Source organism: Streptomyces sp. NBC_00670 (genome assembly GCF_036226765.1).
Taxonomy (GTDB): domain Bacteria; phylum Actinomycetota; class Actinomycetes; order Streptomycetales; family Streptomycetaceae; genus Streptomyces.
In genome coordinates, this window is sequence record NZ_CP109017.1 from 3,945,112 (window position 1) to 3,970,660 (window position 25,549).

A 25,549-nucleotide genomic window follows, 5' to 3' on the forward strand; every position below is an offset into this window, starting at 1 on the left:
GCAAGGGGCGCGCCCACGAGGGGCGTGCGCTCCCCCACCCGGGCCCTCAGGCGCCCTTCCCCAGCGCCCCCAGCCTCCGTACCGCCTCCTCCAGGACCTCCACCCGCTTGCAGAACGCGAACCGGACGAACGGCGCTCCCATTTCCCGGTGGTCGTAGAACACCGCGTTGGGAATCGCCACCACCCCCACCCGTTCCGGCAGCGCCCGGCAGAACGCGAACCCGTCGCTCTCCCCCAACGGCCGGATGTCGGCCGTCACGAAGTACGTCCCCGCCGGCCGGAAGACGGCGAACCCCGCGTCCGCCAATCCGTCCGCCAGCAGATCCCGCTTCTTCCGCAGATCCTCCCGGAGCCCCGAGAAGAAGGACTCCGGCAGCGCCAGCCCCTCCGCGACGGCGTACTGGAACGGCCCCGAGGCCACGTACGTCAGGAACTGCTTCGCCGACCGCACCGCGGTCACCAGCGGGGCGGCCCCGGTCACCCAGCCGACCTTCCACCCCGTGTACGAGAAGGACTTCCCCGCGCTCCCGATACTGACCGTCCGCTCCCGCATCCCCGGGAACCCGGCCGGCGGCACGTGCTCGGCTCCGTCGAAGACGAGATGCTCGTACACCTCGTCGGTCACCACCAGCAGATCCCGCTCGACCGCCAGTTCGGCGATCACGGCCAGTTCCTCCCGGCTCAGCACCGTCCCCGTCGGATTGTGCGGCGTGTTGATCAACAACAGCCGCGTGCGGTCGGTCACCGCGTCCCGCAGCTCGTCGAGGTCGAGGCGGAAGACGGGCCCGTCGGGCCCCTCGTGCGGCCGCAGCGTCACCGGCACCCGCTTCCCGCCCGCCATGGCGACACAGGCCGCGTAGGAGTCGTAGTACGGCTCCAGCGCGATCACCTCGTCCCCCGGCTCCACCAGCGCGAGCAGCGCCGCCGCGATCGCCTCGGTGGCCCCGGCGGTGACCAGGACCTCCGTGTCCGGGTCGTACGTCAGTGCGTACCGCCGTTGCTGGTGCGCGACGATCGCCGCGCGCAGCTCGGGGACGCCCGGACCCGGCGGGTACTGGTTCCCGCGTCCGTCGCGCAGCGCCCGCACCGCCGCCTCGCGGAGCTCCTCGGGGCCGTCGGTGTCGGGAAAGCCCTGGCCGAGGTTGAGGGACCCGGTGCTCAGTGCCAACGCCGACATCTCGGCGAAGATCGTCGTGCCGAACTCGGTGAGCCGCCGGTTGAGGAGGGGGCGCGCGCTGGAGGTCATGGCCGCCATCCTGGGCCCAAGCTCTGGAGTTCCTCAACTCCGCTTTGGGGCGCGCGGCGCGAGGGCATCTCCCGGGCACACATCGCCGGGGCGCCGACGGGGCCGCCCGGCTTCGGACGACCTCCAGGGGGATTTCCGGGGGTCGATGGGGGATTCGAAAGGAGGGGGACGCCATGGGTGCAGGCATCATCGGAGGCGGACTCCTGCTCGTACTCGTCTGGGTCCTGTTCGCCGCCGCCGGGCGCCGGAAGGCCGTCCGGCGAGGCATCCGGCAGAGCGGGCGGGCCCGCACCGCCGGGAAGCGGACCCGCACCGCCCGGTACGCGGCCGGCGGCAGCGGCGGCAGCTGGTGGGCGGGCGACTCGGGCGGCTCGTCGTCGGACGGCGGCGGTCATCACGGCGGTCACGGCGGCCACTCGTGCGGGGGAGGCCACTCCTGCGGGGGCGGCTCGTCGTGCGGTTCGTCCTGCGGGGGCGGCTGCGGCGGGGGCTGAGAACGGCCCGTCCGGAGAGGGCCGAGGGCGGCCCGTACGGCGGGGGAGGGGGCGCGCGGGGGCGCGCGCCGTACGTGAACAGTTGAGCTGTGCAGCCCTCGGGGGGATGGAAACGCCACGAAGTTGGGTAAAAACGCTGTGGCGGCCCCAGAGTTCATGATTCCCTCTAGATCACGAAGCAGCCCCCAGGACGTCCTGCGGGTCATCCCGCAGGCGGACCTCTTCCGGACCGGGCTGTTCCGGACGTCCTACTCCGACCGGCCGAGCCGGCCGGTTCCCCCGGCGCCACCGAGGTGTGCGCCGGGCCCCCTCCCCTTTCTGCGTGCTAGCGGAGCCGATCCATGCTCACGACCCTGAACACTTCCTACACCGACACGCGCGCGGCCGACCTCGCCTGGACCCTGGACAGCGGGCCGCTGCCCGCCCTTGCCACCCTCGACCTCGAACTGGCGCAGTCCACGCTGCAGTTGCGCCTCCTCGGCGCCTCCCACCAGGTGCTCCTCCAGGCACCGGAGGGCGACTGCTCGGAGACGGTCGCCTGCATCCAGGGCAGCAGCACCCCGCTGCCGCTCGGCGTGGCCAAACGGGTCGACGACTGGGAGTACGAGTTCGCGGCCCGCGTCGAGGTGCTCTCGCCGGGCTCGTTCGCGGGCCGCGCCCAGGAGCTGCTGGCCCTGGTCGCCGACCATCCGCACGGCCTGGCCGGCGTCTTCCCCGGCAGCCCGCACGCGTTCACGGCGATGCTGGCCCACCGGCACGAGGGCCAGATCCACTGGCGTACGTGGCACGCGTACCCGCAGGACGGCCAACTCGTCGCCACGCGCACCCGGGTGGGCGTCCCCACCCGCACCACCCGCCCCCCGAAGGACGACTGGCGCCTCCCTCCCACCCACCTCCCCGTGGACCACCGCACCCCCCGCCTCACCCCGACAACGGTCTGACCCATCGCCCCCGAGGAGCGAAGCCCCGAGCTTCTTAGGGGGGCGGGGCTGTTTCGATCTGCGGCTTCGCCGCGCGGGCGCGACAAGCCACGACGCACCTGCTCCCCGCCAACGCACCCTGATCGGGGGCGAAGCCCCGAGTTCTTCAGGGGCGCGGGGCTGTTTCGATCTGCGGCTCCGCCGCGCGGGCGCGACAAACCACGACGCACCTGCTCCCCGCCAACGCACCCTGATCGAGGGGCGAAGCCCCGAGTTCTTCAGGGGTGCGGGGCTGTTTCGATCTGCGGCTTCGCCGCGCGGGCGCGACAAGCCGCGACGCACCTGCTTCCCGCCAAGGCACCCTGATCGGGGGGCGAAGCCCCGAGTTCTTCAGGGGTGCGGGGCTGTTTCGATCTGCGGCTTCGCCGCGCGGGCGCGACAAGCCGCGACGCACCTGCTTCCCGCCAACGCACCCTGATCGGGGGGCGAAGCCCCGAGTTCTTCAGGGGCGCGGGGCTGTTTCGATCTGCGGCTTCGCCGCGCGGGCGCGACAAGCCGCGACGCACCTGCTTCCCGCCAACGCACCCTGATCGAGGGGCGAAGCCCCGAGTTCTTCAGGGGCGCGGGGAACTGCGCGAGCAACCACAAACGCACCCGCACCCGCCAACGAACCCCCCAACCCGAGTTCCAAAGCGCAGGGGGGTCCAGGGGGCGAAGCCCCCTAGGGGGCGCCCCCCGCGCACTACTTCACCACCGCTTCACTCCCGTGAGTGACAAGGCCCAGTGCCAACGCCCCGGTAGCGTTCCGTCAGTGATCGACCCGCACGCCCCCGCACCCCCCGGCGCCCCGCCCCGCCGGGGCGAGCCGGGCCGGGCGCCACTGCCCGTCCGCCCCGGCACAGGACGCTTCCTCGTCCTGACCGGCGTGTTCGTGTGCGCGGCCTGCGGACTGGTGTACGAACTCGAACTCGTCGCCCTCGCCTCCTACCTCATCGGCGACACCGTCACCCAGGCCTCCGTCGTCCTCTCGGTCATGGTCTTCGCGATGGGCATCGGCTCGCTCGCCGCGAAACGCCTGCGCTGCCGCGCGGCGGTCGGCTTCGGCGCGGTCGAGGCCGCCCTCGCCCTCGTCGGCGGCCTCAGCGCGATGGCCCTGTACGCCGTCTTCGCCTGGACCGGCGGCGACTGGGCCGGCGTCCCGGCCGCCGGCCCCCGCTGTCTGCTCGTCGCGTTCTCCCTGGCCATCGGCCTGCTGATCGGCGCCGAGGTGCCCCTCCTCATGGAGCTGATCCAGCGCATCCGCCGCCAGGAGGCGGGCGGCGCGGTCGCCGACCTCTTCGCCGCCGACTACGTGGGTGCCCTCGTCGGCGGCCTCGCCTTCCCCTTCCTCCTCCTGCCGCTGCTCGGCCAGTTGGAGGGCGCCCTGCTCACCGGCGCGGTCAACGCCCTGGCAGGCGCCGCCCTCGTCCTCGGCCTGTTCGGCCGTGACCTCCCCCCGCGCGCCCGCCGCGTCCTCCTCACCGTCAACGTCACCGTGCTCGGCCTGCTCGCGACCGCCGCGTTCCTCGTCGGCGACTTCGAACGGGCCGCCCGGCACGCGGTGTACGGGGCGGACGTCCGGGTGGCGCTGCACACGGACGTGCAGGAGGTCGTCCTCACCGGCGGCGACCACGGCCGCCCCCTCGACCTCTTCCTCGACGGCCGGCTGCGGGTCAGCGGCCGCGACGAGTACCGCTACCACGAGGCCCTGGTGCACCCCGTGATGAACGGCCCGCACGCACGCGTGCTCGTCCTCGGCGGCGGTGACGGCCTGGCCGCCCGCGAGGTGCTGCGCCACCCCGGCGTACGGCGGGTCGACGTCGTCGAGGTCGACCCGGCGGTGGTCCGGCTGGCCCGCCGCGACCCCGCCCTGTCCCGCCTCAACCAGCACGTCTACGACGACCCCCGCGTCCACGTCACCACGGACGACGCCTTCCGCCGGCTGCGGGCCACGCCCCCGGGGTCGTACGACGTCGTGATCGCGGACCTCCCCGACCCCGGCATCAGTGCCAGTACGAAGCTGTACTCGCAGGAGTTCTACGGCCTGGCCCGGCGCACGCTCGCGGACGACGGCCGGCTCGTCGTGCACGCGGGCCCGGTGGCCACCCGCCGCCGGGTGTTCTGGACGGTGGAGACGACGATCCGCTCGGCCGGGCTGCGGACGGTGCCGTACCGGGTCGACGGGCGCCGCGTCTGCTCCGTGCGCGGCCCCGACCGCACGGCGCGCACGGGGGTCCGGGGGCTCCGGGACTGGGGCTTCGTCCTGGCCGCCCGCACCCGCCCGGCGCTGCGGCTCGATCCGGCGGCGCCGCGGCCGCGCTCGCTCACGCGGGAGGGGCTGGCGGGGGACCGGCGGGCGGCGGCCCGCACCCGGCTGCGCGGGCTGACCCCGTCGACGCTGGTGCACCCGCGCTACGCGGACTGACTGAGCCGCCCCGGCGAATCGCCGCTTCGACGGGTTCGGTCCGGGCCCCGGTGGGTAGGCTCGGCCGGCATGGAGCATGAGGTGTTCGTTCCGGTACCGGCCGAGCGGCTCGGAGAGGTGCTCGCCGACCCCGAGCGGGTGGCCAGGGCCGTGCCGGGGTTCCAGCAGGACGCGGGGGCGGAGCCCGGCGCGGGCCGCCTGAAGGTGCGCGTCGGGGGGCACACCATCACGTACCGCGGCGCGTTCGGGGTCGTCCGGCGGGACGACGGCTCGTACGCGCTCGAGGGCGACGCGACGGAGGCCCGCGGCAGCGGTGCGGTGCGGCTCGCGCTGACGGTGCGGCTGCGGCCGGACGGGGCCGGCACGGTCCTGACGTTCAGCGGCACCGCCACGGCGACCGGCCGTATCGCCGAACTGCCCGCGGAGACGGTGCGGTCGGCGGGCGCCCGCCTGCTGACCCGCGCCGCGGAGAACGCGGGACGGGCCGCGGCGGAGCCGCCCCGACCGGAGGCTCCGGAGTCCGGCGCCGAACCGCAGCCGTCGGAGCCGGCGCCGGCGCCTGCGGCTGACGACGAGTCGTCGGAGCCGGTCCCCTCCCTCTTCGAGACGGAGGTGCCGCCGCCCTCGCTGGAGAACCCGGACGACCTGGACGACTCGGAGGACTCGGGCGACTCCGACGACTCGGAGGCCGAGCCGCCGGCCGAGGCGGCGCATGCGCGGCGGACGATGATCGGGCGGAGCGCGGAGGAGGTCGACCACGCCCCGCCGCGCGGGCGCTACGCGCCGGTTCCGGCGCCGGAGGCGATGGCGTCGGCGGGGGCGCTGCGGTGGGCCGCCCCCGCGGCGGCGGTCGTCCTGGCCTCGGCGATCGTCATGACCCGCTACCTCCGCAAACGCCGCTGACCCCACCACCGTTTCCTCGCCCCCGCCGCCCCTACCCTTCCCATCCCCGGGGGCAGGCCCCCGGACCCCCGCAGGTCACGTCGTCGGCCGCGGACCGGTGGGGGTACGCCGCGCAGTTCCCCGCGCCCCCCAAAGCAGGGACAGGCGCCTGCCCCTGCTCCGCGGCTCCGCCGCAGGGGCGCGGGGCTGTGTTGTTTCGCGGCTTCGCCGCGGGGGGCGCGAGCCACCGCAGCCCCGTCAGGGGCGCGGGACTGTGTTGTTTCGCGGCTTCGCCGCGGGGGGCGCGAGCCACCGCAGCCCCGTCAGGGGCGCGGGGAACTGCGCGAGCAACCAGGAACCCACCCGCACCCGCCCACGAACCGCCCCCACTCGAGCTCTCCCGCGTCTCACCCACCCACCCACCCACCCGCACTCGCTCACGCCCCACCCCCCCGCCCCGAGCCCACTCACCCCCGGTCCCCCCTCCCGGGGTGCAAGGGGCGGAGCCCCTTGAGGATGGGAAGGGTAAGGGCGGCGGGGGCGAAAAAGGTTGCCGTCGCCCCACCCCCGCTAGGGTCACCCCCGTGAGCAACGAACCGATCACGCTGACCGCGGGCCCCGCGGAGGCCACCCTCCACCCCGCCAACGGCGGCCGCCTCACCTCCCTCACCCTCGCCGGCACCCAACTCCTCCGCCAGGGCGACCGCTACGGCTGCTTCCCCATGGTCCCCTGGTGCGGCCGCACCAGGAACGGCCGCTTCCGCGACGGCACCACCGTCCACCAACTCCCCCTCAACTCCCCACCGCACGCCATCCACGGCACCGCCCGCACCGAACCCTGGACCACCGCCCGCACCACCCCCACCGAGGCCGTCCTGACCTACGACCTCACCGACCCGTGGCCCTACCCCGGCCGCGTCACCCAGGTCGTCACCCTCACCGAGGAGTCCCTCACCCTCGCCATGTCCGTGGAGACGTACGGCGACTCCTTCCCCGCCCAGATCGGCTGGCACCCCTGGTTCCGCCGCACCCTCGACGGCTCCGACGTCCGCCTCGACTTCACCCCCGCCTGGCAGGAGGAACGCGGCGACGACCACCTCCCCACCGGCAACCGCGTCGACCCCCGCCCCGGCCCCTGGGACGACTGCTTCGGCATGCCCGACGGCGTCGACGTCACCCTCACCTGGCCCGGCAGGCTCCAGCTGACGGTCGCGTCCCGCGAGAAGTGGGTCGTCGTCTACGACGAGCAGGAGGAGGCCGTGTGCGTGGAGCCGCAGACCGGCCCGCCCAACGGTCTCAACACGCTTCCGCGCCTGGTCACCCCCATCGAGCCGCTGGAAGCCGCCACCACCTGGACCTGGCGCCCCGCATAAGCTGAGCGCCATGATGACGGACGACGTGCGCGGCGCGCTGCTGCGGCAGATCAAGGACAAGGCCGTGGTGCACGGCAAGGTGACCCTCTCCTCCGGCCTGGAGGCCGACTACTACGTCGACCTGCGCCGCGTCACCCTCGACGGCGAGGCCGCGCCGCTGGTCGGCCAGGTGCTGCTCGACCTGACCGAGGGTCTGGAGTACGACGCCGTCGGCGGCCTCACGATGGGCGCCGACCCGGTCGCCGGCGCGATGCTGCACGCCGCCGCCGCGCGCGGCCGGCGCCTGGACGCGTTCGTCGTCCGCAAGGCGGCCAAGGCGCACGGCATGCAGCGCCGGGTCGAGGGGCCGGACATCAGGGGCCGCCGGGTCCTGGTCGTCGAGGACACCTCCACCACCGGCGGTTCGCCGCTCACCGCCGTGGAGGCGGTGCGGGAGGCCGGCGCCGAGGTCGTCGCCGTCGCCACCATCGTCGACCGCGCCACGGGCGCCGACGAGAAGATCCGTGAGGGCGCCGGAGTGCCGTACCTGTACGCGTACGGCAAGGACGAACTGGGCCTGGACTAGCCCCGCGCCCGTCCCGCACCGGCCCCGCGCCGAGCCCGCACCGACCCGGTTATCCACAGGCTGGACAGGGTGTCCGTCGCATCGGGCCGAGTCTGGAAGGATGGGGCCGACGATGACGTCACCCCCTAGGTCAGGGTCGTAAGTACGCAGAACGCATCCCGTACATCACAAGGAGCGGACAGATGCCCATCGCAACCCCCGAGGTCTACAACGAGATGCTCGACCGGGCGAAGGCAGGCAAGTTCGCCTACCCGGCCATCAACGTGACCTCGTCCCAGACCCTGCACGCGGCGCTGCGCGGCTTCGCGGAGGCGGAGAGCGACGGCATCGTCCAGATCTCCACGGGCGGCGCGGAGTTCCTCGGCGGCCAGCACAACAAGGACATGGTGACCGGCGCGGTCGCCCTGGCCGAGTTCGCGCACATCGTCGCCGAGAAGTACGACGTGAACATCGCGCTGCACACCGACCACTGCCCGAAGGACAAGCTCGACGGGTACGTGCGGCCGCTGCTCGCGGTGTCGGAGGAGCGGGTCAAGGCCGGCCGCAACCCGCTGTTCCAGTCCCACATGTGGGACGGCTCGGCCGAGACGCTGGCCGACAACCTCGCCATCGCGCAGGAGCTGCTGGGCCGCGCCGCCGCCGCGAAGATCATCCTCGAGGTCGAGATCACCCCGACCGGCGGCGAGGAGGACGGCGTCTCGCACGAGATCAACGACTCCCTCTACACGACGGTCGACGACGTGACCCGCACCGCCGAGGCCCTCGGCCTGGGCGAGAAGGGCCGCTACCTGCTGGCCGCGTCCTTCGGCAACGTGCACGGCGTGTACAAGCCGGGCAACGTCGTGCTCCGCCCGGAGCTGCTGAAGGAGCTGAACGAGGGCGTGGCCGCGAAGTACGGCCGGCCGGCCGGCAGCCAGCCCTTCGACTTCGTCTTCCACGGCGGCTCCGGCTCCACGGAGGAGGAGATCCGCACGGCGCTGGAGAACGGCGTGGTGAAGATGAACATCGACACGGACACGCAGTACGCCTTCACGCGCCCCGTCGTCGACCACGTGTTCAGGAACTACGACGGCGTCCTCAAGGTCGACGGCGAGGTCGGCTCCAAGAAGACCTACGACCCCCGGACCTGGGGCAAGCTCGCCGAGGCCGGCATGTCCCAGCGAGTGGTAACAGCCTGCGGCCACCTCCGCTCCACGGGCACGAAGATCAAGTAACAGCACACCAGCACCCGTGAAAGTCCCCCGCGCCCCTGCCTTCAGGGGCGCGGGGAACTGCGCGAGAACCCCCCCACCCACCCGCACTCGCCGAACGACCCCACCCACCCGAGCTCTCCCGCGCCCCCCGACGGAGCCGAACCCCCGGCCGGCGCCGACAACCGCACCCCGGCGGAGCCGTCTGGTGCCACCCCCGCCCCTGCGGGATGATCCCCCCATGGCCGCACCCCCCGGCACCCCCCTCCCCACCTCCACCGCCCGCTGGATCCTCCTCACCACCGTCCTCGGCTCCAGCATGGCCCTCCTGGACAGCACCGTCGTCAACGTCGCCCTCCCCCGCATCGGCCGCGACCTGAACGCCCCCCTCACCGCCCTCCAGTGGACCGTCAACGCCTACCTCCTCACCCTCGCCGCCCTCATCCTCCTCGGCGGCTCCCTGGGCGACAGATACGGCCGCCGCCGCGTCTTCGTCCTCGGCGTGACGTGGTTCGCCACCGCCTCCCTCGCGTGCGGCCTCGCCCCCACCCCCGGCATCCTCATCGCCGCCCGCGCCCTCCAGGGCATCGGCGGCGCCCTCCTCACCCCCGGCTCGCTCGCCCTCATCCAGGCCTCCTTCCCCCCGGAGGACCGCGCGCGGGCGGTCGGCATCTGGTCCGGCTTCGGCGGCATCGGCGCCGCCGTCGGCCCGTTCCTCGGCGGCTGGCTGGTCAACGGCCCCGGCTGGCGCTGGGTGTTCCTGCTCAACGTCCCCCTCGCCCTGATCTGCGTCCCGGTCGCCCTGCGGCACGTCCCGGAGTCCTCCGACGAGCGCGCCCACGGCCGCTTCGACCTGCTCGGCGCCACCCTCGGCGCCCTCGCGCTCGCCCTGGTGACGTACGCCCTCGTCGAGGCCCGCCAGGGCTCCCTGACCGTCGCGCTCACCGCCCTCGCGGGCGTGGCGGCGGGCATCGGCTTCCTCCACGTCGAACGACGCGCCCCGGACCCGATGATGCCGCCGTCGATCTTCGCCTCGCGCCAGTTCACCGCCGTCAACCTGGTGACGCTGTGCGTGTACGCCGCCTTCGGCGGCTTCTTCTTCCTGACCGCACTGCAACTCCAGGTGGTCTCCGGCTACTCACCGCTGAAGGCCGGCACGGCCATGCTGCCCACGACCGCCCTGATGCTGCTCTTCTCGGCCCGCTCCGGCGCGCTGGCGGAGCGGATCGGCCCGCGGCTCCCGCTCACCGTCGGCCCGCTGCTGTGCGCGGCCGCGATGCTGCTGATGCTGCGGGTGGGGAAGGACGCGGCGTACCTCACCGACGTGCTGCCCGCGCTGCTGGTGATGGGCGCCGGCATGGTCACCCTGGTGGCACCCCTGACGGCGACGGTCCTGGCGTCCGTGGACGCCGGCCGGGCCGGCCTGGCGAGCGGCATCAACAACGCGGCCGCCCGCGCCGCCGGCCTCGTGGCGGTGGCGGCCCTGCCCCTGCTGACCGGCATGGACGACGAGGCCTACCGCTCGCCCGACGCCTTCGACACGGCGTTCGGCCACGCCATGCCGATCTGCGCCGCCGTCCTCGCGGCGGGCGCGCTGCTGGCCGCCGCCACGATCCGCCGGCCGCCCGCCGACTGCGCCCACCCCGAATGCACCCACCACGGCAACGTCACCACGCCGCCCTTGGAACCACCGGCGCCCCACAAGGAGCGCGAGGAACGGCGCGAGCAACCACGGCACGACCCGCACCCGCCCGCGATCGACAACCCCCCGAGCTAGAAGCGGCCAAAGCCAGGGGGCACCCCAAGCCCCACAGTCACCCCCTCCCCGCTCACCCCCTCCCCGCTCACCCCCTCCCCGCTCACCCCCGGAGGGCTGCGTCCCGCAGACTGTGAGGCATGTCCATTCACGAGAACCTCCTCGGGGGCCCGCCCCCGACCCACCTCCCCGACGACCCGGAGCCCCGCGAGCTGCTCGCCACCGGCACCTCCCCCGCCGACGTCGCCGCCAAGTACCCCACGTCCTCCCTCGCCTGGGCCCGCCTCGCCGACGAGGCCTTCGAGCGCGGCAGCGTCGTCGAGTCGTACGCCTACGCCCGTACGGGCTACCACCGCGGCCTCGACGCGCTGCGCCGCAGCGGCTGGAAGGGGCACGGCCCGGTGCCCTGGGAGCACGAGCCGAACCGCGGCTTCCTGCGCGCCCTGCACGCCCTCGCCCGCGCCGCCGAGTCGATCGGCGAGCGGGAGGAGTACGAGCGCTGCAGCCAGTTCCTGAAGGACTCCTCGGAGACGGCGGCGAAGACGCTGGGCTGACCCGTACAAAGGGTCCGCCCCCGCACATGCGCGGGCGGACCTCGCGGATCTTCGGCACCTTGCGAGCCCCCGGCCGATTGCGGAGGATGCCGTTGGGGACCGGGGCCCCCGTGCCGGCATCGGCAGGGGCGGACCGCTACCCGGAGCAACACAGGAGACAGCGATGTCCCAACCGGCTCACGAGCCCCACGAGCCCGAGACCCCGCATCTCGACTTCGACGGCACGACCCCCTACGAGGACTACGTCCGGGCCGACGTGCTCACCCACCTCCAGCACCCCCTCTCCGAGGACCCCGGCGAGATGGTCTTCCTGGTCACGACCCAGGTCATGGAGCTGTGGTTCACGGTGATCGTCCACGAGTGGGAGACCGCCGCGCACGCCCTGCGCAGCGCGGACGACGTCCCCACCGCGATCGCCGCGCTCAAGCGTTCGATACGGGAGCTGGAGGCGCTCAACGCCTCCTGGACCCCGCTCGCGCACCTCACCCCGGCGCAGTTCAACTCGTACCGTTCCGCCCTCGGCGAGGGCTCCGGCTTCCAGTCGGCGATGTACCGGCGCCTGGAGTTCCTGCTCGGCGAGAAGTCCGCGTCCCTGCTGGTCCCGCACCGGGGCGCGCCCCGCGTCCACGCCGAGCTGGAGAAGGCGCTGCACGAGCCGAGCCTCTACGACGAGGTGGTGCGGTTGCTGGCCCGCCGGGGCCACGCGATCCCGGAGTCCGTGCTCCACCGTGGCGTGTCGCTGCGCTACGAGCCGTCCGCCGAGGTCGAGCAGGCCTGGACGGCCGTCTACGCGGGCGACCCGGAGGACGAGCTCGCCCGCCTCGGCGAGACGCTGACCGATGTCGCCGAGCTGGTGTGGCGCTGGCGCAACGACCACCTCGTCGCCACCCGGCGCGCCATGGGCGCCAAGGCCGGCACGGGCGGCTCGGCAGGCGTCGCCTGGCTGGAGAAGCGCGCGCGCCACAACGTCTTCCCCGAGCTGTGGACGGCGAGGTCCCATGTCTGAGTCCGCGGTGTCCGAGCAAGCCGGGTCCGAGCTGTCCGCGCGCGCCGAGAAGCTGGACGCCGAGGACGAACTGGCCCCCCTGCGCGCCAGGTTCGTCCTCGAAACCCCCGACGGGACGCCGGGCGGCGCCGCCGTCTATCTCGACGGCAACTCGCTCGGCGCGCTCCCCGTCGGCGTCGCCGAGCGCGTCGACGACGTCGTACGCCGGGAGTGGGGCGCGCTGCGGATCCGCTCCTGGGAGGAGAGCGGCTGGTGGACGGCGCCGGAGCGGGTCGGCGACCGGATCGCCCCGCTGGTGGGTGCGGCACCCGGCCAGATCGTGGTGGGCGACTCGACCAGCGTGAACGTCTTCAAGGCGCTGGTGGGAGCGGTACGGCTGGCGCGGGGCGGCGCCGGCCGCGGCGCGGCCGCGGACAGGGACCAGGAGCGGGACCGGAACCGGGACCGGGACCGGGACCGGGACGAGATCCTGGTGGACGCCACCACCTTCCCCACCGACGGCTACATCGCCGCGTCCGCCGCCCGGCTGACCGGCTGCACCCTCCGCCCGGTCGCCCCGGCCGACGTCCCCGCGGCTCTCGGCGAGGGCGGCGACCGCACGGCCGCGGTGCTGCTGAACCACGTCGACTACCGCACCGGCCGGCTGCACGACCTGCCGGCGCTGACCGCCGCCGTGCACGCGGCGGGCGCGGTCGCCGTCTGGGACCTGTGCCACAGCGCGGGCGCGCTGCCGGTCGGCCTCGACGCGCACGGCGTGGACCTCGCGGTCGGCTGCACGTACAAGTTCCTCAACGGCGGGCCGGGCGCACCGGCGTTCCTGTACGTCCGCCGGGAGCTCCAGGAACGCTTCGACTCGCCGCTGCCCGGCTGGAACTCGCACGTACGTCCGTTCGGGATGCGGCCGGAGTACGAGCCGGCGCCCGGTGCCCTGCGCGGCCGGGTCGGCACCCCCGACATCCTGTCCATGCTCGCCCTGGAGGCGGCGCTGGACGTGTGGGAGGGGGTGCGGATCGAGGCGGTGCGCGCCAAGTCGCTGGCGTTGACGGACTTCTTCCTGCGCTGCGTCGGAACGTATCTGCCGGCGGGCCGGGTGGAGTCCGTGACCCCGGCCGCGCACACGGAGCGCGGCAGCCAGGTGGCGCTGCGCTGCCCGGACGCGGAGGAGGTGATGCGGCGGCTGATCGCCCGGGGTGTGGTCGGCGACTTCCGCGCCCCGGACGTCCTGCGCTTCGGGTTCACCCCGCTGTACCTCGGCTTCGCCGATGTGGAGCGGGCGGCCCGGGTGCTGGCGGAGGTCGTGGCGGAGGCGGACGCGGCGGAACCGCCCCCCTCTCACCCAGCGTGACATCCGGGTGCGGGCGCACGTCACCGGGCTGATACCGTCCCGGCCATCGGCCGGAAACCCACCGGCCACCGTCAGCCCAATTCCGCACCGCCGCTGAGAGGTTGGACCATGCCGGACCAGGCCGCCGCCGCTGCCCGCGACGCCGCCGAAGAGGCGTCCGCCTTCTCACATCCGCACGTCGCCCCGGACGCCACGGCCGCGTACGGCGCTCACCCCGATCAGGTGATCGATTTCTACGCGCCACGTGACATGGCCGGAAATGTCCTGTCCGGGGCGGAGGCCGGGACCGGGGCGGCGGGGTCCGCGCCGCTCGTGGTGGTGCTGCACGGCGGGGCCTGGCGGTCCCGGTACGACCGCCGGCACGTCACGCCGTTCGCGGACTTCCTGGCCCGTCGCGGTTTCGCCGTGGCGAACGTGGAGTACCGGCGCGGGGAGACGGACGCGCCGGTCTCGTCCCCCGCGGACGGGTCGGACGGGACGGACGGGGCGGACGGGTCGGACGGGGCGGACGGGTCGGACGGGTCGGAGGGATCGGGGGCCGGGGCGACGCCGGTCGCCGGGCGGTGGCCGGAGACGTTCGACGACGTGGCGGCGGCACTGGACGCGCTGCCCGCGCTCGCCGGCGAGGCCCTCCCGCAGGCGGACGTCCGCCGCACGGTCCTGACCGGCCACTCGGCGGGCGGCCACCTCGCCCTGTGGGCCGCGGCCCGGCACGTCCTGCCCGCCGACGCCGCCTGGCGCACCGACCGGCCGGCCCCGCTGCGCGGGGTGGTCGCGCTCGCCCCGGTGGCCGACCTGGAGGTCGCCGAGAAGCTGTCGGTGTGCGAGGGCGCCGCCCGCCAACTGCTCGGCGGCGACGAGCACTTCGCCCTGCGCCGCCCGTACGCGGACCCGGCCCTGCTGCTGCCGACCGGCATCGCGACCACGCTGGTACAGGGCCGCACGGACGTCGTCGTCCCCCAGGCGGTCGCGGAGTCCTACGCGGACGCGGCGGCCAAGGCGGGCGAAATGGTGGGCCTGACGCTCCTGGAGGAGGTCGGCCACTTCCCCCTGATCGACCCCTCGGCGGACGCCTGCGCGGTGGTGGCGGAGGAGATCGCCCAACTGGCTTGGTGAGGACCGCGCTCCGCGGAGGGCGCGGGGCTGTGGCTGGTCGCGCGGCTTTGCCGCGAGTGCGCGACCAGCCACAACCCACCCGCACTCACCCCACAACGCAAAGCCCCCCACTCACCACCGCCCCAAAGCCCCCCACTCACCCCATATCCCACCCACCCCGTAATACCTGTAATACCTGAGAGCTACCCCCCAACTGAGCTCCCCAGCGGGACGCCAACGCCCCCTCACGCTCAGTAACTTCACCCGCATGACCACCCACCACCCCCGGCGCCACCCATGGAGCCGCCCCTGGCATCGCGCACGGCACCGCCTACGCCGCGCCACCCTCACCGCACTGCTCACCACCGCCCTCGTCGCCCCCCTCTCCGCCGCGGCCCGCCCGCACACCCCCGCGCCGGCCCCCGCCACCCTCCCCCCGCTCACGGCGGCCACCACGGCCGCCACCTACGCGGCCAACCGCGCCAACGCCGCCACGGCGGCCCGCATGGCCGAGGCGCACGGCGACCGCCACCGCGCGGCGGACGACCGCGCGCTGGCCTCCCCGTCCCGGCACCTCCTCACCTTCGACGGCCGGGACTCCGGCCGTGCCGTGGAGGTGTTCGGCAACCTGGCGAGGGCCGACCGCGTCGCGGTCCTGGTCCCCGGCTCCGACACCACGCTCGACACCTACGACCGCTTCCGGGCGACGGCACTCGCACTGCGCGACCGGCTTCCCCGGTCGCGCACGGCGGTGGTCGCCTGGCTCGGCTACGCCGCCCCGAGAACGTTCAGCACCACCACCCTCACCACCACCCGCGCCGACGAAGGAGCCGGGCAACTCCGCACGTTCATACGCACGCTGCACACCGTGGCGGCCGGCCGCACCCCTCACGTCTCCCTCCTCTGCCACTCCTACGGCACGGTCGTGTGCGCCCGCGCCGCCGGACACGTGGACGCCGACGACATCGCGCTGGTCGGCAGCCCCGGCACCGGCGCGGACTCCGTAGCCGACCTGGGCACCCGTGCCCGGGTGTGGGCGGCCCGCGGCGCCGACGACTGGATCGCCCACGTGCCCCACCTGCGCGCCGACCTCTTCGGCACGACGGTCGGCTTCGGCACGGACCCGGTCTCCCCGGAGTTCGGCGCCCGGGTCTTCGCGGCGGGGGACGGCGGCCACAGCGACTACTTCCGCCCCGGCTCGACGTCCCTGGACAACCTCGCGCACATCGTCCTCGGCGAGACGACGGAGGTGAGCCGTGGCTGACTCCCCGTCGCTCACGACACGGCTCCGCACCGCCGCCGCCCGGGTCGAGGCCGGCACCCCCGCGGAGCGGGACCGTGCGGTCGACGCACTGCGGGCCCTCGCGATACTCGGCGTGGTGCTGGGCCACTGGCTGGTGACCGCGCTCGTCGCCGACGGCGGTGCGCTGCGCACGGCGAGCCCCCTGGGGTCCATGCCCCGGCTGGCCCCGGTCTCCTGGGTGTTCCAGACGCTCGCGGTCTTCTTCCTGGTCGGCGGGCACGTGGCGACGCGGAGCCAGGCGTCCGCCCGCGCCCGGGGAGTGCCGTACGGGTGCTGGGTGGGTGTCCGGCTGCGGCGGCTGTTCCGTCCCGTGGCGGCCCTGCTCGCGCTGTGGACGGTCGCCGCCGTCGCCCTGCTGCTTACCGGCGCCGACGCGGGCACGGTGCGCACCCTGGTGAAGCTGGCGCTGTCCCCGCTGTGGTTCCTGCTGGTCCTCGCCGCGCTGACCGCGGCGACCCCGCTGCTGGCCCGGCTGAACCCGCTGTGGCCGCTCGCCGTCGTCCTCCATGTGGATCTGGTGCGCTTCGGTCTCGGCGGACCCTCCTGGCTGGGCTGGGTGAACCTGCCGGCGGGGTGGCTGGTGCCCTACGCGCTGGGCGCGGCCTGGACCCGCGGGGAGCTGGCGGGCCGGCGCGCGGCCGTGGCGCTGCTGGCCGGGGGCACGGCGGCGACGGCGGGGCTGGTGCTGTGGGCGGGGTATCCGGCGTCGATGGTCGGAGTGCCGGGCGCGGCGGTGTCCAACCTCGATCCGCCGACCCTGGCGGCGGTCACCTTCGGCCTGGCACAGTGCGGGCTGGCGCTGCTGCTGCGGGACCGGCTGCGCGCAATGATGCGGCGGCCCCTGGCCTGGGCGGGGGTGACGCTGGTGAACCTGTCGGCGATGACGATATTCCTCTGGCACCAGACGTCACTGATGGCGACCACGGCTCTCGGACTGCTCGCGGGCCGGCTCCCCGGACTGCACACCAGGCCCGACGCACTGGGCTGGGTCGCGTTCCGGCTCGCCTGGCTGCCGGTCTTCGGCTGCGTACTGGTCCTGTGCTGGACGGCGTTCCGCCACCGCGAACAGGATCCGCACCGCGCGCGCCCGAAGGGACGGAACGGCGGCGGGGGCTCGCGCGTGGTTCTCGTCCACCGCCCCGGCCACCGCACACGAGGAGCGTCCGACCATGCCTAGAGTGAACCGAATGGGCGAGGAGCAGTACGTCGACGAAGCGGGCCGGCCGGGCCGGGGGGATCCGCGCGACGGGGCCGACGAGGCGGGCCGTGCCTTCTCCGAGCGGGCCCTGGCGCGGGCCCGCCGCTGGGGGCGCACGCTGATCGCGGACCTGGGCGGATTCGCCGCCGACCCGTTGCCGCCGATGGCGCGCCCGCGTTTCCTGCGCCGGTTCCCGCACGGCGTGGTGATCGTGCTCGCCGTCTATCTGGCGCTCGCCTCCGTGGCGCTGCTGACCGACAGCTACCGGTTGACCTCCGCGTTCGGTACGTCGCTCGGCATTCTGCAGGGCGTGGCGGTGGTGATGGCGCTGTGGCGTCCCGTGCCCGCCTGGTGGCTGTCGCTGGCGGTCACGCTCGTCACCGCCGAGGCCGTCCGTTCGGGCCCGTCCTCGGTCATGCTGCCCGGCTCGGGGTACCACGCGCCCTGGCCGTGGACCCCGGTGGCGATAGCGGGGCACGCCCTCGTGCTGCTGCTGCTCGCGCTGCGGGCGCCCGGCCGGGTCTCCGGCGAGGTGCTGGTGCTGACCGCGCTGATGACGTACCTCATCGAGGGGATACAGGGGGCGTCGGTCTACTCGGCGACGGGGCTGCTGGCGGTGGTGGTGTTCGCCACGGTCGCGCTGCTCGGCACCGCCCTGCGCGGCCGCCGGGTGGCCCGGACGCAGCTGGTCGAACAGGCCACGCTCACCGCCGAGGAACGGGCCCGCCGCACGGTACTGGAGGAGCGCAGCCGCATCGCCCGCGAACTGCACGACGTGGTCGCCCACCACATGTCGGTGATCTCCATACAGGCCCAGGTCGTCCCGCATCTGGTGGAGAACCCCTCCGCCGAGCTCAGGGAGAACGCGGAGGGCATCCGAGGCAACGCCCTGGAGGCCCTCACCGAACTGCGCCGGGTGCTGGGATTGCTGCGCTCGGAACACCCGGGCGACGCCCACGGCTTCGGCACCGGCGGCGGTACGGCCCCCGACGCCCCGCAGCCCACCCTCGACGACGTGGGCGCGCTGGTGGACAACATCCGCGCCGCCGGTCTGGCGGTGAGCACGGGGGTGACCGGGCGACGCCGGCCGCTGCCGCCGGGCGTGGAGCTGTCGGCGTACCGGATCGTGCAGGAGGGGCTCAGCAACGCGCTGCGGCACGCGCCGGGTTCCCGGGTCGTGGTCGAACTCGACCACCAGCCCGAGGGGTTGCAGGTGCGGGTCGTCAACTCGCGTCCCACCCGGGCCGCCCCGCCGTCCCCGGGCGCCGGACACGGACTGCTGGGAATGCGGGAGCGGACCACGATGCTGGGTGGCACCCTGATCGCGACCGTGACCCCGCAGGGCGGTTTCCTCGTGGAGGCGTTCCTGCCCGGCCCGGCCGGCGGCTCCGTGGCGGACACCGCGGCGGAGGCGGCGGGCGGGAGCACGGGCAGGGCCATGGGGAAGGCCGCGGGCAAGGACACCGGCAGAGCCACCGGGAGAGGGAGCCGATGACGAGCAGCACGATCCGCGTCATGATCGCCGACGACCAGATGATGGTCCGCCAGGGCTTCACGGTGCTGCTCAACGCCCAGCCCGACATCGAGGTCGTCGGCCAGGCGGTGGACGGCCTGGACGCGGTGGAGAAGACGGCCGAACTCGCCCCGGACGTCGTGCTGATGGACATCCGCATGCCCCGGCTCGGCGGCATCGACGCCACCGAGCGGGTCACCCGCTCCGTCCCCGGCACCAAGGTGCTGGTGCTGACCACCTTCGACCTCGACGAGTACGTGTACGACGCGCTGCGCGCCGGCGCCTCCGGGTTCCTGCTCAAGGACGCCTCCGCCGACCAGCTGGCGGAGGCGGTACGGGTGGTGGCGGCGGGCGACAGCCTGCTCGCGCCGGTGGTCACGCGCAAGCTCATCGCCGAGTTCACGCGCCTGCGGTCCGGGCCCCGCGCCCCGCTGAAGGAACGCGTCGGCTCCCTGACCGAGCGGGAGACGGAGGTCCTCGCCCTGATCGCGCAGGGGCTGTCCAACGCGGAGATCGCCGAGCGGCTCTGCGTGGCCGAGCAGACGGTGAAGACGCACGTGGGCCGCATCCTGGTGAAGCTCGGCCTGCGCGACCGCACGCAGGCGGCGGTGTACGCCTTCGAGTCGGGCGTGGTCCGCCCCTCCGGGTACTGATCTGCCGCCGAGGACTTCCCCTCGCTCTCCACCCCGTAGTACTTGAGAGGGAGGCCCGGGAACCCCTCCCGGTGGTGACGACGGTGACCCCGCCCTCCGCCTACCGTCTTTCACGTGACCGAGACGACCCAGACGCGAGTGATCCCACCGGGGAGCGGTGCCGCGCCGCACAGCCCGGAACTCCAGATGGCCGCAGGCATCTTGCGCGGACTGCGGCAGGACCTCTTCCACGACGCCTTCGCCTACCGGCCGCTGCCGCGGCTGCGCACCGACGGCCCGCTGACCGGCCGGCTGACCGGCAGGGCCCAGGAGTACGCGACCTGGATCCCGCACGCCCTGGTGGTGGCGGCCGGCGTGCTGGCGGTGCTCGCCACCGGCAAGACGCAGGACCACCAGCCGTCGTCCCTGCTGGCCTCCTTCCTGGCGCTGGCACCGGTGCTGCTGACCCTGGTGCGGCCCGTCGGCGCCTTCTGGCTGTCCATGGCGGCGACCCCGCTCGCCGGGCTGCTGGTCGACGCCTGGAGCGACTGGCCCTGGGCGACCGGTTCCTTCGTCTGCCATCTGACGGTGCTCACCGTCGTGGCGATACGCACGAGCCCCCGCACGGCGCGGTGGATGTGGCTGCTGACCGCGGTCTACGGCCTGACGGTCGAGGTGCTCTTCGGCGCGGACCACTACGCCGCCAACGCCGCGCCGCTGCTGGTGATCGCCGCCTTCCTCCTCCTCGCGGTCACCGTCTGGCACATACGCCGGACCGCCGAGCGGCGGGTCACCGCCGAGCAGACGCAGACCGCGCAGGAGCGCTCCCGGCGCACCCTGCTGGAGGAGCGCACCACCATCGCCCGGGAACTGCACGACGTGGTCGCCCACCACATGTCGGTCGTCGCCATCCAGGCCGAGGCCGCCCCCTACCGGGTCCAGGACCCGCCGCCCGAGCTGGAGAAGGCCTTCGCCACCATCCGGGAGAACGCGGTGGCGGCACTGACCGAGCTGCGGCGCGTCCTCGGTGTCGTCCGCGCGGAGGACTACGAGGCCCCGGACGCCCCGCAGCCCACCCTGGCCGAGCTGGACGCGCTGCTCGCCAATGTGCGGGAGGCCGGCCTCGCGGTGGAGAAGGTGGTGACGGGCGCGGTGCGGGAGCTGCCGCAGGGCGTGGAGCTGTCGGCGTACCGGATCGTGCAGGAGGCGCTGAGCAACAGTCTGCGGCACGCGCCGGGGGCGGGCGCCCGGGTGGAGATCGGGTATGTGCTCGGCGGACTCGGGCTGCGTGTGGTCAACGGCCCGGCGCCGCAGCCGTCCCTGGTCAAGCCCTCGCCCGGCGCCGGGCACGGCATCACGGGGATGCGGGAGCGGGTCACCATGCTCGGTGGGGAGATGACGGCAGGCCCGGCCGATGACGGGGGGTACGAGGTGGCGGTGTTCCTGCCGGTCGCCACGGTCACCACGGCCGCCGAGGACGACGCGTGACGGACGGGGCGGCGGCGGGCGGCCGGCCCGCGATACGGATCGTGATCGCGGACGACCAGATGATGGTGCGCGAGGGCTTCTCGGTCCTGCTCAACGCGATGCCGGACATGGAGGTCGTCGGGGAGGCGGTCAACGGGAGGGAGGCGGTGGAGCGGGTCAGGGCGCTGGCCCCGGACGTGGTGCTGATGGACATCCGCATGCCGGAACTGAACGGCATCGAGGCGACGCGGGAGATCGTCGCGGCCGACGGGCGGACGAAGGTGCTGGTGCTGACCACGTTCGACCTGGACGAGTACGTGTACCAGGCGCTGCGGGCGGGGGCGTCGGGGTTCCTGCTCAAGGACGCCTCGGCGCGGCAACTGGCCGACGGGGTGCGAGTGGTGGCGGCGGGGGAGGCGCTGCTCGCGCCCTCGGTGACCCGGCGGCTGATCACCGAGTTCTCCCGGCTGGCCGACGCCCCGAAGCTGCCGGCGGTGGCCCGGGGCGCGTACGGGGAACTGACCGAGCGGGAGACGGAGGTGCTGGTGCTGATCGCGCAGGGGCTGTCCAACGCGGAGATCGCGGGACGGCTGGTGGTCGCCGAGTCGACGATCAAGACGCATGTGAGCCGGGTCCTGGTGAAGCTGGGGCTGCGCGACCGTACGCAGGCGGCGGTCTTCGCCTACGAGGCCCGGCTGGTCACGCCGGGCTGACGCGGCGGCACGGCAGGACCTTCCTCAGCCGGAACCCGGGCCTGGTCAGCCGGGGTCCCGCTCGGTTAGCGTCGCCGCATGGCTGCCGTTGTGTCCGACCTGGCATTCGACCCCTGGGACCCGGGGTTCGTCGCCGACCCGTACCCCGCCTTCGCCGAGCTGCGCGCCCGGGGCCGGGTGCTGTACTACGAGCCGAGCGGCCAGTGGCTGGTGCCGCACCACGCGGACGTCTCGGCGCTGCTGCGGGACCGACGGCTCGGCCGGACGCATCTGCACCGCTTCTCGTACGAGGAGTTCGGCCGCACCCCGCCCCCGCCGGAGCACGAGCCGTTCCACACGCTCAACGACCACGGCATGCTCGACCTGGAGCCGCCGGACCACACCCGGATCCGGCGGCTGGTGTCGAAGGCGTTCACCCCGCGCACGGTGGAGCGGCTGCGCCCGTATGTGCACGGGCTCGCGGACGAGCTGGTGGCCCGGCTGGTGGCGGCGGGCGCCGGCGATCTGCTGACGGACGTGGCCGAACCGCTTCCGGTCGCGGTGATCGCCGAGATGCTCGGCATCCCGGAGTCCGACCGGGCCCCGCTGCGGCCCTGGTCGGCCGACATCTGCGGGATGTACGAGCTGAACCCGTCCGAGGAGACGGCACGGCGGGCGGTGCGGGCGTCGGTGGAGTTCTCCGAGTATCTGCGCGGTCTGATCGCGGCCCGCCGCAAGGACCCCGGCGAGGATCTGATCTCGGGGCTGATCGCGGCCCACGACGAGGACGACCGGCTCACCGAGCAGGAGATGATCTCCACCGCCGTCCTGCTGCTGAACGCGGGCCACGAGGCGACGGTCAACGCCACCGCCAACGGCTGGTGGGCCCTGTTCCGTCACCCCGGGCAGCTGGCGGCCCTGCGCGCGGACCACTCCCTGGTCCCCTCCGCCGTCGAGGAGCTGCTGCGCTACGACACCCCGCTCCAGCTGTTCGAGCGCTGGGTGCTCGACGAGATCGAGATCGACGGCACGGTGATCCCGAGGGGCGCGGAACTCGCCCTGCTGTTCGGGTCGGCCAACCACGACCCCGAGGTGTTCGAGGCCCCGGAGACCCTGGACCTCGCCCGCCGCGACAACCCGCACATCTCCTTCAGCGCCGGCATCCACTACTGCATCGGCGCGCCCCTCGCCCGGATGGAACTGGCGGCCTCCATGACCGCCCTCCTGACCCGCGCCCCCACCCTGCGCCCCGCGGCGGAACCGGTCCGCAAGCCGAACTTCGTCATGCGCGGCCTGGAGGGCCTGACCGTGGAGGTCGGCTGAGGCTCGGGCCGAGGCAGCGCGGTGGCGCGCACGGGGCCCCGGGCGCGCCGTCAGCGCCCCCGGCGCGCCCGCGCCGTCACCCGCCTCCCGGCAACGTCAGCCCCCACGCGCCCTCCCGTGCCACCCACGTCCGGGTCCGTACGGGGCCGGACGGGACCGTGTCCGCGCCGTAGTGGAAGTCGGCGCCGGACACCGTGACCCGGCGGCCCGTCGCCCGCAGGGGTTCCACCGCCGCGCCCAGGGCCACCGGGCGCAGCTCCACCGCCACCAGGCCGCCCGCGCCCCCGAGCCGTACCGTCACCGACTGAAGCGGCTGGTCCAGGTCCACCACCGTCTCGCCGTCGACCTCCACCCGCAGCCGCTGCGGCCCCTCGCCGCCGGGCCGGGCCGGGCGGGCGGCCAGCGTCCGCACCAGGGAGCGGCAGGTCCGCAGCCAGGGCCGCGGCCGGCCCACCGCCGCGCGCCCCGCCGCACCTCCCGTCGGCCCCGCCTCCGGCCCCCACCCGTCCTCCGGGCCGCCGTCCGCCGGGGCGGCCCCGGCCCCGGAGGGGATGCGCACGCCGCCCAGCACCACCCCGTCACTGTCGTCCACCAGCAGGTCGAGGCGCCGCTCCCGCCCGTCGAGGACCGCCCGCGCCGCCGCCACCGCGCCCCCCGGCACCCCCAGCGACCGGGCGAGCGCCACCCGACCGCCCACCGGCACCACCGACACCGCGCATCCGGCCAGTTCCCGCCGCCGGTGCAGCAGGGCCACCGTCCGCAGCAGCGCCCGGTCGTCGCCCACCACCACCGGGCGGCGCGGGCCCCGCCGCAGCAGCGCCCGGGCGAACTCCTCCGGCCCGTCCGGCAGGCACACCTTGGTGGCCGCCCCCGCGCTGAGCACGTCCTTCGCGATCCGTACAGACTCCCCGTCGGTGTGCCGGGCGGCCGCGTCCACGACCACCAGAAGCTGTTCGGACGTCGCGGAAGGGGTCGCGGAAGTCATCGCGGTAGTCGCCACCTCGGCCATGCCTCGCTTCCTCGGGTAGCATCTTTGTGCAAGAGCCCCTTGCGCTATTGCGCCAGGGGCTTCGTCTATACCGGGGCATCCGGGTCCGGCGGTGCGCGGCCGACGAAGGTCGCCGGGGTGCGCGGCACATGGTGGTGCCCGTACGCCCCCGACCTTGGACATGCCCCGCCCGGAAGGGGTGTACGCGCGTGCCCGCACTTGTGCTGCTCGGTGCTCAGTGGGGTGACGAGGGCAAGGGAAAGGCGACCGACCTGCTCGGTGGCTCCGTGGACTACGTGGTGCGTTACCAGGGCGGCAACAACGCCGGCCACACGGTCGTCGTGGGCGACCAGAAGTACGCGCTCCACCTCCTCCCTTCCGGAATCCTCACCCCGGAGTGCACGCCGGTCATCGGCAACGGCGTCGTCGTCGACCCGTCGGTCCTGTTCTCCGAGCTGAACGGGCTGAACGAGCGAGGCGTCGACACGTCCAAGCTCCTGATCAGCGGCAACGCCCACATCATCACGCCGTACAACGTGACCGTCGACAAGGTGACGGAGCGGTTCCTCGGCAAGCGCAAGATCGGCACCACCGGCCGGGGCATCGGCCCGACCTACGCCGACAAGATCAACCGGGTCGGCATCCGGGTGCAGGACCTGTACGACGAGTCGATCCTGACCCAGAAGGTCGAGGCGGCGCTCGACGTCAAGAACCAGATCCTCACCAAGCTCTACAACCGCCGCGCGATCGCCGTCGACCAGGTCGTCACGGAGCTGCTCACCCACGCCGACCGCCTCAAGCCGTACGTCGCCGACACCACCCTGGTGCTGAACGACGCGCTCGACGACGGCAAGGTCGTCCTCTTCGAGGGCGGCCAGGGCACGCTGCTGGACATCGACCACGGCACGTACCCCTTCGTGACCTCGTCCAACCCGACCGCGGGCGGCGCCTGCACCGGCACCGGCGTCGGTCCCACGAAGATCACCCGGGTCATCGGCATCCTCAAGGCGTACACGACCCGTGTCGGCGCCGGCCCGTTCCCGACCGAACTGTTCGACGAGGACGGCGAGGCGCTGCGCCGCATCGGCGGCGAGCGGGGCGTCACCACCGGCCGCGACCGCCGCTGCGGCTGGTTCGACGCGGTCATCGCCCGCTACGCGACCCGCGTCAACGGCCTGACCGACTTCTTCCTCACCAAGCTCGACGTCCTCACCGGCTGGGAGCGGATCCCGGTCTGCGTGGCGTACGAGATCGACGGCAGGCGCGTCGAGGAACTGCCGTACTCGCAGTCCGACTTCCACCACGCGAAGCCGATCTACGAGACGCTGCCCGGCTGGTCGGAGGACATCACCAAGGCGAAGTCCTTCGCCGACCTGCCGAAGAACGCGCAAGGCTACGTGAAGGTGCTGGAGGAGATGTCCGGCGCCCCGATCTCCGCGATCGGCGTCGGCCCGGGGCGGGACGAGACGATCGAGATCAACTCGTTCATCTAGCCCGCCCAGTCCGCCCCCGAGCCGGTGACCGACGGCCGCAGCGCCCGTCG

At 74.0% G+C, this 25,549-nt stretch carries 22 protein-coding genes; 20 read left to right on the forward strand and 2 right to left on the reverse strand.

Annotation, left to right across the window (positions count from 1 at the left end; all coding sequences use genetic code 11):
* Positions 1 to 46: 46 nt before the first annotated feature.
* Positions 47 to 1,255 (reverse strand): pyridoxal phosphate-dependent aminotransferase, encoded by a 1,209-nt coding sequence (locus tag OIE12_RS17535; RefSeq protein ID WP_329136409.1) that lies wholly within the window; start codon positions 1,253 to 1,255, stop codon positions 47 to 49.
* 164 nt (positions 1,256 to 1,419) lie between these two features.
* On the opposite strand from OIE12_RS17535, the gene OIE12_RS17540 reads away from it, so the two are divergent.
* The 19 genes from OIE12_RS17540 to OIE12_RS17630 all read left to right on the forward strand — a co-directional run bounded on the left by OIE12_RS17540 (position 1,420) and on the right by OIE12_RS17630 (position 23,018).
* A complete protein-coding gene (locus OIE12_RS17540) occupies positions 1,420 to 1,740 on the forward strand; it encodes a hypothetical protein (RefSeq protein ID WP_329136411.1) in 321 nt (106 codons plus the stop codon).
* 341 nt (positions 1,741 to 2,081) lie between these two features.
* Complete coding sequence (locus OIE12_RS17545; RefSeq protein WP_329136413.1) at positions 2,082 to 2,681, forward strand: DUF2617 family protein; 600 nt, start codon at positions 2,082 to 2,084, stop codon at positions 2,679 to 2,681.
* 790 nt (positions 2,682 to 3,471) lie between these two features.
* On the forward strand, positions 3,472 to 5,124 hold the full coding sequence (locus tag OIE12_RS17550) for a polyamine aminopropyltransferase (protein ID WP_329136416.1): 1,653 nt from the start codon (positions 3,472 to 3,474) through the stop codon (positions 5,122 to 5,124).
* Between the two features lie 69 nt (positions 5,125 to 5,193).
* Complete coding sequence (locus OIE12_RS17555; RefSeq protein ID WP_329136418.1) at positions 5,194 to 6,027, forward strand: SRPBCC family protein; 834 nt, start codon at positions 5,194 to 5,196, stop codon at positions 6,025 to 6,027.
* Between the two features lie 563 nt (positions 6,028 to 6,590).
* Positions 6,591 to 7,379 (forward strand): aldose epimerase family protein, encoded by a 789-nt coding sequence (locus OIE12_RS17560; protein ID WP_329136420.1) that lies wholly within the window; start codon positions 6,591 to 6,593, stop codon positions 7,377 to 7,379.
* A 13-nt stretch (positions 7,380 to 7,392) separates the two neighbouring features.
* Positions 7,393 to 7,944, forward strand: a complete 552-nt coding sequence (gene pyrE / locus OIE12_RS17565; RefSeq protein WP_030381973.1) for an orotate phosphoribosyltransferase — start codon at positions 7,393 to 7,395, stop codon at positions 7,942 to 7,944.
* A 182-nt stretch (positions 7,945 to 8,126) separates the two neighbouring features.
* Positions 8,127 to 9,158, forward strand: coding sequence for a class II fructose-bisphosphate aldolase (gene fbaA / locus OIE12_RS17570; protein WP_329136422.1), 1,032 nt, complete (start codon positions 8,127 to 8,129; stop codon positions 9,156 to 9,158).
* Between the two features lie 217 nt (positions 9,159 to 9,375).
* Positions 9,376 to 10,911, forward strand: a complete 1,536-nt coding sequence (locus tag OIE12_RS17575; RefSeq protein WP_329136424.1) for an MFS transporter — start codon at positions 9,376 to 9,378, stop codon at positions 10,909 to 10,911.
* A gap of 119 nt (positions 10,912 to 11,030) precedes the next feature.
* A complete protein-coding gene (locus OIE12_RS17580) occupies positions 11,031 to 11,444 on the forward strand; it encodes a DUF3151 domain-containing protein (protein WP_030381970.1) in 414 nt (137 codons plus the stop codon).
* A gap of 163 nt (positions 11,445 to 11,607) precedes the next feature.
* The gene (locus OIE12_RS17585; protein WP_329136426.1) at positions 11,608 to 12,450 is read left to right on the forward strand and encodes a tryptophan 2,3-dioxygenase family protein; all 843 of its coding nucleotides are present in this window, start codon (positions 11,608 to 11,610) and stop codon (positions 12,448 to 12,450) included.
* Positions 12,443 to 13,795: a kynureninase gene (gene kynU, locus OIE12_RS17590; RefSeq protein ID WP_329136429.1), complete on the forward strand. Its 1,353-nt coding sequence runs from the start codon at positions 12,443 to 12,445 to the stop codon at positions 13,793 to 13,795. Before OIE12_RS17585 ends, kynU begins: the two co-directional genes overlap by 8 nt.
* 108 nt (positions 13,796 to 13,903) lie before the next feature.
* A complete protein-coding gene (locus OIE12_RS17595) occupies positions 13,904 to 14,911 on the forward strand; it encodes an alpha/beta hydrolase (RefSeq protein ID WP_329136431.1) in 1,008 nt (335 codons plus the stop codon).
* Positions 14,912 to 15,158: 247 nt separating this feature from the next.
* On the forward strand, positions 15,159 to 16,154 hold the full coding sequence (locus OIE12_RS17600; protein WP_329136433.1) for an alpha/beta hydrolase: 996 nt from the start codon (positions 15,159 to 15,161) through the stop codon (positions 16,152 to 16,154).
* Positions 16,147 to 17,370: an acyltransferase family protein gene (locus OIE12_RS17605; RefSeq protein WP_329136435.1), complete on the forward strand. Its 1,224-nt coding sequence runs from the start codon at positions 16,147 to 16,149 to the stop codon at positions 17,368 to 17,370. Before OIE12_RS17600 ends, OIE12_RS17605 begins: the two co-directional genes overlap by 8 nt.
* Positions 17,363 to 18,886, forward strand: coding sequence for a sensor histidine kinase (locus OIE12_RS17610; protein ID WP_329136437.1), 1,524 nt, complete (start codon positions 17,363 to 17,365; stop codon positions 18,884 to 18,886). The genes OIE12_RS17605 and OIE12_RS17610 overlap by 8 nt, the downstream gene beginning before the upstream one ends.
* Positions 18,883 to 19,557 carry a response regulator transcription factor gene (locus OIE12_RS17615; protein WP_329136439.1) on the forward strand — a complete coding sequence of 225 codons (675 nt, stop codon included), beginning with the start codon at positions 18,883 to 18,885 and terminating at the stop codon, positions 19,555 to 19,557. Before OIE12_RS17610 ends, OIE12_RS17615 begins: the two co-directional genes overlap by 4 nt.
* A gap of 114 nt (positions 19,558 to 19,671) precedes the next feature.
* Positions 19,672 to 21,024, forward strand: a complete 1,353-nt coding sequence (locus OIE12_RS17620) for a sensor histidine kinase (protein WP_329136441.1) — start codon at positions 19,672 to 19,674, stop codon at positions 21,022 to 21,024.
* Positions 21,021 to 21,716 (forward strand): response regulator transcription factor, encoded by a 696-nt coding sequence (locus OIE12_RS17625; RefSeq protein ID WP_329136442.1) that lies wholly within the window; start codon positions 21,021 to 21,023, stop codon positions 21,714 to 21,716. Before OIE12_RS17620 ends, OIE12_RS17625 begins: the two co-directional genes overlap by 4 nt.
* Positions 21,717 to 21,794: 78 nt before the next feature.
* On the forward strand, positions 21,795 to 23,018 hold the full coding sequence (locus OIE12_RS17630; RefSeq protein ID WP_329136444.1) for a cytochrome P450: 1,224 nt from the start codon (positions 21,795 to 21,797) through the stop codon (positions 23,016 to 23,018).
* 76 nt (positions 23,019 to 23,094) lie between these two features.
* Here OIE12_RS17630 and OIE12_RS17635 read toward each other — a convergent pair whose 3' ends face one another.
* Complete coding sequence (locus OIE12_RS17635) at positions 23,095 to 24,027, reverse strand: diacylglycerol kinase (protein WP_329136446.1); 933 nt, start codon at positions 24,025 to 24,027, stop codon at positions 23,095 to 23,097.
* 188 nt (positions 24,028 to 24,215) lie between these two features.
* On the opposite strand from OIE12_RS17635, the gene OIE12_RS17640 reads away from it, so the two are divergent.
* Positions 24,216 to 25,499: an adenylosuccinate synthase gene (locus OIE12_RS17640; protein WP_329136448.1), complete on the forward strand. Its 1,284-nt coding sequence runs from the start codon at positions 24,216 to 24,218 to the stop codon at positions 25,497 to 25,499.
* Positions 25,500 to 25,549: the final 50 nt, after the last annotated feature.